Genomic DNA, 8,115 nt, shown 5'->3' with positions numbered 1-8,115 from the left:
AATGTTAATTTATTTCTTCTAAAAGATTTACGATAACTTCTTTTTCTAGACATTTAAATCTCCTTTTATTTAATTTTTATTTAAATAGAAAAACAACTTTATTCACTTATCACCTACTCTTTCAAGCTTTATATTGGTTAAAATGTCTGTTGTCAAACCAATAAGACCCCCCAAAATGGATGATGTAACGTGGAAATCTATTTGTGAAAAAGAGTGTTACGATAAACCGTTATTAGAATCCTTTTATCTTTGGGCTAAAAATGCTTTAAAAGGAGATTTTGGTTTTTCTGTCAAAAGGAATCGTTCTGTGAATGAAATTATTCAGGAAAAAATTCCTACAACTTTGAAAATGAATTTAATTCCTACTTTGATTTCGGTTCCTTTAGGCGTCATGTTGGCGATATTGGCTGTTATGAAAAAAGATACTTGGATTGATCACGTCACGGAATTAATTTATTTACTATTATATTCATCACTCTTCCTACCTTAATTATCGCTTTTGTATTACAATATTTATTTGCTTATCGTTGGCATTTTTTTCCTTATCAAGTGGCAACGCCTTCAGAATGGTCGACTAAAGGGTTCATCTTTGGAGCAATGTCTTATTTCTTACCTATTTTCATCATTACTTTAACTACCATGGTAATGTGGATTAGAAAAGTAAGAGCCGAACTAAGCGAACAAGTTAATCAAAATTATTTTTTATTAGCTATAACTAAAGGGCTTTCTTTTGCTGAAGCAACTTACAAGCATTCTTTGAAAAACGCTTTAGTCCCTTTTGCACCGTTTTTATTTTATGAAGTAATCAGCATTATTACTGGTAGTTTTATCATTGAAAGAATTTTTTCTATTAATGGTAGTGGTAGACTTTTAATCGAAGCCTATCAAGAAAATGATCAGCCGTTAATTATGGCTTCTTTAGTTTTTTATAATTTAATTAGCGTTTTAGCTGTTATTTTGGCTGATATTTCTTATACATTATTCGATCCAAGAATTAAATTAGGCGGTGGAAAAATATGAAGTTAGATTCAAAAGGGTTCCAATGGGCTAAAAATAATTCTGTTGATGCTTCATCTGGCAAACAAGTTAGCCAAACAAATAAAGAATCTAAAAAAGGTTATTATCGCGCTTCTTTAAAACAATTATTTAAGAAAAAAAGCACCAAAGTTGCTTTAGCCATGTTTTTCTTTCTTTTCTTGTTTTGTTTATTCGGCGGTTTAATCGACACTATGCCGAAAGATATCCAATCTAAAAACAGAATTTTTTTTGAAAAATTACCGCCCAAAACACCATTAATTGAAAAATTAGGCATTTTGGATGGAACAAAAACTATTCAAGTTTATGAGGAAGAAATAACCAATATTGAAACTTTTGATAAAAACATTGTTAAAAAAACCAAAGATTCTCGCGAAAAAGGCAAAAAAGCTGTCAAAGTAGATGCTTATTTATATAAACAATATTTATCTGCTCAAAAAGATCAATTATTGACAGAAACAGAATTCCATCAAGCGCAAACAAATAACAGCATTATTTCTTCTCAAAAAACTTCTAACGGTTTATATAAATCTAAATTCAAAATTTTTGAACGTTTTTTCGATAAAAAACCTCAAAATGTGTATTTTTGGTTTGGAACTACGGATCGAGGAGAAGACTTATTGAGTGCAATTAGTCAAGGAGCTAGAACTTCTTTAGCTTTAGCTTTTACCTTTTCTGTGATTAATTTGATCATAGGCATTTTAATCGGCTCTTTTTCTGGTTATTATGGTGGAAAAACAGACCTTTTTATCGGCCGAATAGTGGATTTTTTAAATTTAATCCCTTTTATAGCTTTAGTTATCGTTTTAACTTTAAAAATGGGCGTTTCTTTTACTACTATCATGATAACGTTTTTAGTAAAAGGCTGGATTCCGTTTTATAATATTTCTCGTGCTCAGTTTTTAATGTACAAAAATAAAGAATATGTTTTAGCTTCTCGCATGTTGGGCACTAATGATTTAAAAATTATGTTTCAACAAATTTTCCCCAATACTATTGGCCTTTTAATAACTGTTTTTGCTTTAGCTATTCCTAGTTTTATTTTAAGCGAAGCAACATATAGTTTTTTAGGTATTATCAAATATCCTAATGGACTTAGTGTCGGAGAATTATTAGATCGTGGTTTTCGCGATATCGAATTAAATCCTCATTTGTCTGTGTATCCGACTATTTTTTTAATATATATTATGATATCTTTTAATTTATTAGGCAATAGTTTGAGAGACGCATTTGATAATTTTGTTTAATAAAAAAGAAATTAATTAGGAGTTGCAATTTGAGCGATATTTTAAAAATAATCGATTTACAAATTAATTTTAACACTTCTCAAGGTATGATTTACGCTTTGAGAGGGGTTAATTTTACCCTTCAAAAAGGGGAAATTTTTGCTATTTGTGGCGAATCAGGCAGCGGAAAATCTATCACCTCTAAATCTATCGCAGGCCTTTTGCCTTCTAACGCTATTGTTAAAAAAGGTGAAATACTGTATGAAAATCAGGATTTAATCAAGATAACAGATAAGGATTTCAATCAGATTAGAGGGCGAAAAATTACTATGATTTTTCAAAACTCTATGACTAGTTTAAATCCTTTAATGAAGGTTGGCAAACAAATTGAAGAGGTTTTCAAAATTAAAGCTAAAAGAGACAATAAAAATTATTCTAAAGCTGATTTTAAAAAACAAACAATTCAATTGATGAAAGAAATGGGCATTGATGAGGCAGACAATAAATATCATCTATATCCGCACCAATTATCAGGGGGAATATGCCAAAGAATAGTTATAGCTATTGCACTATCTAATGAATCGGAAATATTGATTTGCGATGAACCCGCTACTGCTCTAGATCCTATCGTGCAAAAACAAATTTTAGAATTAATTAAAAAAATTACCAAAGAACGTCAATTGTCAGTTATTTTCATTACTCATGATTTAGGAGTTATTGCAAGCATGGCTGATCGAGTAGCAGTTATGTACGCTGGTAAAATTGTTGAAATAGGTCAAATAAACAATATTTTTTATAATGCTCATCATCCTTATACTTGGGCTTTATTACAATCTATGCCGAATTTAAATACTAAAGAAGAAAATTTAAACTTTATTAAAGGTCAACCGCCTGTTTTAACTTTTATCCCTCAAGGAGATGCTTTTGCTCCTAGAAATCCTTATGCTTTGAAAATAGACTTTGAAAAAGAACCTCCTATGTTTCCGATTAGCGCTTCTCATTTCGCTGCCACTTGGTTACTCCACTCTTTGGCACCTAAATATGAAGCGCCTGCATTTATCCAATTATTAAGAAGAAAAGGAGGTTTTATTTAATAAAATGTCTGACAAAACAGTTTTAGACTTTAATAATATTTCTTTCACTTTTCCTAATGGCTTTGAAACTTTAAGAAAAGTTAATTTTAAAATTAATAAAAACGAAATTGTTGGCTTAGTAGGAGAGTCGGGCAGCGGAAAAACTACTATTGGTAAAATTATTACAGGTATTTACCATCCTACCAAAGGTAAATTGCTTTTCCATAATGGCGATAAAAATTATTTATTAGCTGAAAATAACAAAAAAATTAAAGATAATAGAAAACTACTTTTAAGCGAAATACAAATGGTTTTTCAAAATCCCGCATCTGCCTTGAATCCGAGAATGTTAGTAAAAGAAATTTTGGCCGAAGACCTTTATGCAAAAAAAATCAAAGATAAACAAATTATTGATGAAAAAATTAAGAAAATGATCGCTTTAGTAGGTTTAAACGAAAGAGATTTATATCGTTTTCCTCATCAATTTTCAGGCGGACAGCAACAACGTATCGCTATCGCTAGATCTTTAATAGTAGAACCTAAATTAATTGTTGCCGATGAACCTGTTTCTGCTTTAGATGTTTCTATTCAAGCGCAAATTATTAATTTATTGAAAGAATTAAATCAAAAATTATCTTTAACTATGCTGTTTATTTCTCATGATTTATCGATTGTTAAATATTTTTGCGACCGTATTATAGTGATTTATAAAGGTAAAATAGTAGAAGAAAAAACTAGCGATTTATTGTTTTCAAATCCTGAACATCCTTATACTAAAAAATTAATTGATGCTATCTATGAACCTGATCCGCACAAATATCAAAAATAAAACTAAATTTTTTTCAACAATTTAGTTTTATTTTTTTGTTTTATTCTTACGACATTAAGAAGATATTGAAATTTTTTTTGGTTCAAAAATGTAAGGCCAATATTTTCTCGTTGATAAAAGGCATTTTTATTGTATAATTAATTTGTATTAAAAAAATGAAATAAAAAATGTGAAAATGAAGAGATTCTCTCCTCTGCCTGAAAAATTGTGATAATTTTTAGGCGAAAAGCACAATAAATTTAAATAATAGTTGTCTTTTGTAACAGCTAAATAAAATTTATTTTTATTATGGTTTTATCCGGAGAGTACTTTATGATAAGTACTTTTTTGTTTTAATTTAGTTTTAATTTAGTTTTTTATAAAATGAAATATTTTGAAAAAAATATTATTTCTAAAAAAGGAGTTTATTCGATATTAAATACAAGAAAAATAAAAAAGATAATTTAAAAGTTGATGTTTTATTCAATGAAAATATACCTTACGGAGAATATTTAGTTATTGATGAAAAAGGCGATAAAATAGGCGTTTTTGAAAAATCCAAAATACTTGATTTAGCTGATTCTAAAGATATAGATGTTGTCTTAATTAATGGTAATTCAAATCCTAAAGTTGTCCGTTTGATGGATTATTCTCAATTTTATTATGATCAACAAAAAAAATTAAAGAAAATTCAAAAAAAACAAAATATAACGGTTTTGAAAAAACTGCGTATTAGTCCTAATATTCAAGCTAACGATCTAGAATACAAAGTTAAAAAAGTTCGTGATTTTTTAGTTAAAGGCGACAAAGTTAAAATAACTATGTTTTTTCCTGGAAGAATGATAGTTCACTCAGAATTAGGTAAAAAAGTTTTTCAACAAATTATATCTGATTTAAAAGATGTATCTAAAATTGATTTATTTCCGAAATTAGAAGGTCGTCAAATGTCGGCTCTTTTAGTTCCCTTAAATTCTAAAAAAATAAAATAACTAAAATTTGAATTAATATAAGAAGGTAATTATGATAAAGAAAAAAACTCATAAAGGTTTGAAAAAACGCATCAAAATCACAGGTACAGGCAAATTTTTAAGAGGACATGCTTATAAAAACCATTTAGCAGGTTCTAAAACGACTAAACAAAATAGACAATTAAGAGGGGTTGTACAAGTTGATCCTTCTGATGTAAAAAGAATTAAACATCTTATTTAATATAATCTCAACATTTAACTAAGAAAGAAGGAAAAAAGATGGTTAAAATAAATTTTGTTAACGCAAGACATAAACGTCGTAAAAAAGTATTAAAATTAGCGAAGGGTTATTTCGGTTCTAAAAGCACTCTTTATAAAACAGCTAACGAACAAGTTATGCGTTCGCTTCAGTACGCTTATAGAGATAGAAGACAGAAAAAACGTAATTTTAGAAAATTATGGATTACTAGAATTAATGCTGGTTGTATTAATAACAACATTAGTTATTCACGATTTATCCATGGCCTTTTATTAGCCCGAGTAGAAGTTAATCGTAAAATATTAGCTGATATAGCTTACCAAGAACCCGATATGTTTGCTAGTTATGTTGAATTAGTTAAAGAACATTTAGCGAAAAAAGAATTTATTTTAGCGCAACAAAAAGCTAATAAAACTCCAAAAAAAGAGGAAAAAAATACATCAGAAAAAACAACAAAAAAAGAAGTAAAAGTTCAATTAGAAGAAAATCATCCAGTTGAATCAAATTTTGAATCGACTGAAGAAGTGCCAGAAGAAGCAGAAGTTGAAAAAAATGAAGAATTAGACTTAAACAAAATGCTTGTAACAGATTTAAAAAAAATAGCTAAAACATATAATATAGATGACGCTTATAAAATGAAAAAAGCAGATTTGATTAAATCTCTTGAAAAAGTTATTAAGAAAAATTAAATTTATAACACATAAGAAAGGTGTTTTATAATATATGGAAATGAAAAAAACAAGTCCTAAACGCAAAATCGTTTTGAATTTATTAAAAGCAATTTTTTCTTTTGTTGCCTCTTATTCTTTATGGAACCCTACCAAAATTGAATACCAAGGGTGGCAATTGAGCAATATTTTATTAGCTATTTCTATTATTTTGTTTGCTTATTTTTTTGCTTTCGCTAATTTAAAAAAAAATAAAGGCTTTATAAAGTTTTTATTTTTTATAGAAAGTGCAGTTTTAAGTTTGATTTCTGTTGGCTTATCTGCAAAACCTTTAATTAATAATGAATATATAGCTAAGATGTTTGAATTGACTAATATCATCGCTTATATTTTTATAGTTCATTTTTTAATTCAAATTTATGTGTATTATACTAAAGAAGAACAAAAAAAATCTAATTTTGCCTTTTTTTCTTATTTGATGCTTTTCGGGTTAAGTTCTTATTTATTAGGAGCAAAATTTGACTTGCAAAATACTATTTTACAATCTTTATCAGTTGCATTAGCAATTATATTTTTCGTTTACCTATTCTTGTTTGTTAAAGATACGTATAAAGTTATTAAAGAAAAAAATTGAAAAAAAGAACAAGCGAAAAACAATTCACAACCTAATGTAAAACCGTCTAATGAATAAACTTATAATCAATAAACTAAAGGAGATTTGTCGTGTCTGATTTATTACAAAAAATGAAAGATTTAACCATGTTGAATGGTATTTCTGGTCAAGAAAAAGCAGTTAACCAATACATTAAAAATAATGTAGAAGGTCAAGTTGATAAAATTGAATACGATAATTTAGGCAGTTTATTAGCTTATAAAGGCGATAAAGGTCCTAAAATAGTTCTTGCTGGACATGTTGATGAAGTTGGTTTGATGGTTAGCGAAATCACTAAAGAAGGTTTTGTTAAATTTCAAACTATCGGCGGTTGGGTTTCTAAAGTAATGTTAGCCCAAACATGGCAAATAAATACTAAAAAAGGTGTTTTATTCGCCGTTACAGGCGCTAAACCTCCTCATTCTTTGGCTCCGTCAGAAAGATACAAAAAACCCGAAATGAGCAGTTTATTCTTAGATTTAGGTGTGCAAAATAAAGAAGAAGCTGAAGAATTAGGTGTAAGATTAGGGGGATATGGTTACTCCTTACACAGAATTTAGAACTTTAGGTAATTATAACTTTTTATTAGCGAAAGCGATTGATAATCGTGCCGGCGCTTTAGTGGTGATGGAAGTGTTAAAAACTTTAAAAAACAATCCTAACCAATGTGTTGGCGCTTTTATAGTACAAGAAGAAGTTGGTTTAAGAGGTGCAAAAACTAGCACTAATAAAGTGAAACCCCAAATAGCTATAGCTGTTGATGTAGGAGTGTCAGATGATGTTCCGGGCGATAAAAACGTTTCTAAAAAAGTTTTAGGACAAGGTCCTCAATTATCTTTTTTCGATCAAGGTTTGATCGCTCATAAAGGGCTAAGAGATTATATTATGGAAATAGCTCAAGAAAATAAGATACCTTTTCAAGAACCGCTTCCATCCGGAGGAACAACTGAAGCCGCTTCTATGCATATACAAAATGAAGGCGCAAGCATCTGTAGTCATTTATATTCCGACCAGATATATTCATTCTCACGCTTCTATCATCCACAAAGAAGACATCGAAAACACAATCAAACTTTTAGTTTTATTGGTGCAAAAATTAGATGATAAAAAAGTAGAAGATATTTTATTAAATTGATAAAAATTTACCATTTAAAAGTCGCTATTAACGGAAGTTATCTTAAATTTTTAATATTTTTTTCAACAATGACTAACAAAAAAATAAAGAAGGTTTGGAATTTTTATGAAAAGAACATATCAACCAAGTAAAATTAAAAGAAGAAGAACGCATGGCTTTAGAGCAAGAATTGCCACTGTTGGCGGTCGTCGTGTTTTATCTGCAAGAAGAAGAAAAGGACGTGCAAAATTAACTGTTTCATCGGTTAATTAACAATAATTTAGATAAATTTATTATTTTATTTTTTAAAAT

General features: G+C 28.6%; 12 protein-coding genes and 1 pseudogene. All 13 read left to right on the top strand.

The features are described 5' to 3' along the window. Nucleotides 1-142: 142 nt before the first annotated feature. The 13 genes and pseudogenes from RI76_RS01795 to rpmH all read left to right on the top strand — a co-directional run bounded on the left by RI76_RS01795 (nucleotide 143) and on the right by rpmH (nucleotide 8,076). Nucleotides 143-490, top strand: coding sequence for a hypothetical protein (locus RI76_RS01795; protein ID WP_152411654.1), 348 nt, complete (start codon nucleotides 143-145; stop codon nucleotides 488-490). Then, nucleotides 448-1,020: an ABC transporter permease gene (locus RI76_RS01790; protein WP_315971949.1), complete on the top strand. Its 573-nt coding sequence runs from the start codon at nucleotides 448-450 to the stop codon at nucleotides 1,018-1,020. Before RI76_RS01795 ends, RI76_RS01790 begins: the two co-directional genes overlap by 43 nt. Then, nucleotides 1,017-2,282, top strand: a complete 1,266-nt coding sequence (locus RI76_RS03335) for an ABC transporter permease (RefSeq protein ID WP_017192429.1) — start codon at nucleotides 1,017-1,019, stop codon at nucleotides 2,280-2,282. The genes RI76_RS01790 and RI76_RS03335 overlap by 4 nt, the downstream gene beginning before the upstream one ends. A gap of 29 nt (nucleotides 2,283-2,311) precedes the next feature. Further along, a complete protein-coding gene (locus tag RI76_RS01780; RefSeq protein WP_017192428.1) occupies nucleotides 2,312-3,355 on the top strand; it encodes an ABC transporter ATP-binding protein in 1,044 nt (347 codons plus the stop codon). A 4-nt stretch (nucleotides 3,356-3,359) separates the two neighbouring features. Next, entirely contained in the window at nucleotides 3,360-4,163 is an 804-nt protein-coding gene (locus RI76_RS01775; RefSeq protein WP_017192427.1) for an ABC transporter ATP-binding protein, read from the top strand. 413 nt (nucleotides 4,164-4,576) lie between these two features. Beyond that, a complete protein-coding gene (infC, locus tag RI76_RS02890) occupies nucleotides 4,577-5,131 on the top strand; it encodes a translation initiation factor IF-3 (protein WP_026072047.1) in 555 nt (184 codons plus the stop codon). Between the two features lie 31 nt (nucleotides 5,132-5,162). Continuing rightward, entirely contained in the window at nucleotides 5,163-5,351 is a 189-nt protein-coding gene (rpmI, locus tag RI76_RS01765) for a 50S ribosomal protein L35 (RefSeq protein WP_017192425.1), read from the top strand. Nucleotides 5,352-5,389: 38 nt separating this feature from the next. Beyond that, nucleotides 5,390-6,058 (top strand): 50S ribosomal protein L20, encoded by a 669-nt coding sequence (gene rplT / locus RI76_RS01760; protein ID WP_017192424.1) that lies wholly within the window; start codon nucleotides 5,390-5,392, stop codon nucleotides 6,056-6,058. A gap of 34 nt (nucleotides 6,059-6,092) precedes the next feature. After that, entirely contained in the window at nucleotides 6,093-6,671 is a 579-nt protein-coding gene (locus RI76_RS01755; protein WP_017192423.1) for a hypothetical protein, read from the top strand. 89 nt (nucleotides 6,672-6,760) lie between these two features. After that, nucleotides 6,761-7,249 carry a hypothetical protein gene (locus RI76_RS03330; RefSeq protein ID WP_261974336.1) on the top strand — a complete coding sequence of 163 codons (489 nt, stop codon included), beginning with the start codon at nucleotides 6,761-6,763 and terminating at the stop codon, nucleotides 7,247-7,249. Continuing rightward, nucleotides 7,224-7,613: pseudogene (locus RI76_RS03325) on the top strand (peptidase M28); the annotation flags it as partial. The gene RI76_RS03330 and the pseudogene RI76_RS03325, both read left to right, overlap by 26 nt. Before the next feature lie 49 nt (nucleotides 7,614-7,662). Then, entirely contained in the window at nucleotides 7,663-7,824 is a 162-nt protein-coding gene (locus RI76_RS03320) for a hypothetical protein (RefSeq protein WP_261974335.1), read from the top strand. A 105-nt stretch (nucleotides 7,825-7,929) separates the two neighbouring features. After that, nucleotides 7,930-8,076, top strand: coding sequence for a 50S ribosomal protein L34 (gene rpmH, locus RI76_RS01745; protein WP_017191894.1), 147 nt, complete (start codon nucleotides 7,930-7,932; stop codon nucleotides 8,074-8,076). Nucleotides 8,077-8,115: the final 39 nt, after the last annotated feature.

The sequence above is a fragment of the Milkweed yellows phytoplasma str. MW1 genome (assembly GCF_000309485.1).
Classification (GTDB): domain Bacteria; phylum Bacillota_I; class Bacilli_A; order Acholeplasmatales; family Acholeplasmataceae; genus Phytoplasma.
Note: the sequence above shows the minus strand (reverse complement) of the source record. Positions and strands in the feature narration are given on the sequence as shown.

Excerpts from the sequence above, each read along its gene's own strand:
- RI76_RS03320 (WP_261974335.1), top strand. The coding sequence starts at position 7,663 with ATGAAGGCGCAAGCATCTGTAGTCATTTATATTCCGACCAGATATATT.
- RI76_RS01755 (WP_017192423.1), top strand. The coding sequence starts at position 6,093 with ATGGAAATGAAAAAAACAAGTCCTAAACGCAAAATCGTTTTGAATTTA.
- RI76_RS01775 (WP_017192427.1), top strand. The coding sequence starts at position 3,360 with ATGTCTGACAAAACAGTTTTAGACTTTAATAATATTTCTTTCACTTTT.
- RI76_RS01795 (WP_152411654.1), top strand. The coding sequence starts at position 143 with ATGTCTGTTGTCAAACCAATAAGACCCCCCAAAATGGATGATGTAACG.
- rpmH (WP_017191894.1), top strand. The coding sequence starts at position 7,930 with ATGAAAAGAACATATCAACCAAGTAAAATTAAAAGAAGAAGAACGCAT.
- rpmI (WP_017192425.1), top strand. The coding sequence starts at position 5,163 with ATGATAAAGAAAAAAACTCATAAAGGTTTGAAAAAACGCATCAAAATC.
- RI76_RS03335 (WP_017192429.1), top strand. The coding sequence starts at position 1,017 with ATGAAGTTAGATTCAAAAGGGTTCCAATGGGCTAAAAATAATTCTGTT.
- rplT (WP_017192424.1), top strand. The coding sequence starts at position 5,390 with ATGGTTAAAATAAATTTTGTTAACGCAAGACATAAACGTCGTAAAAAA.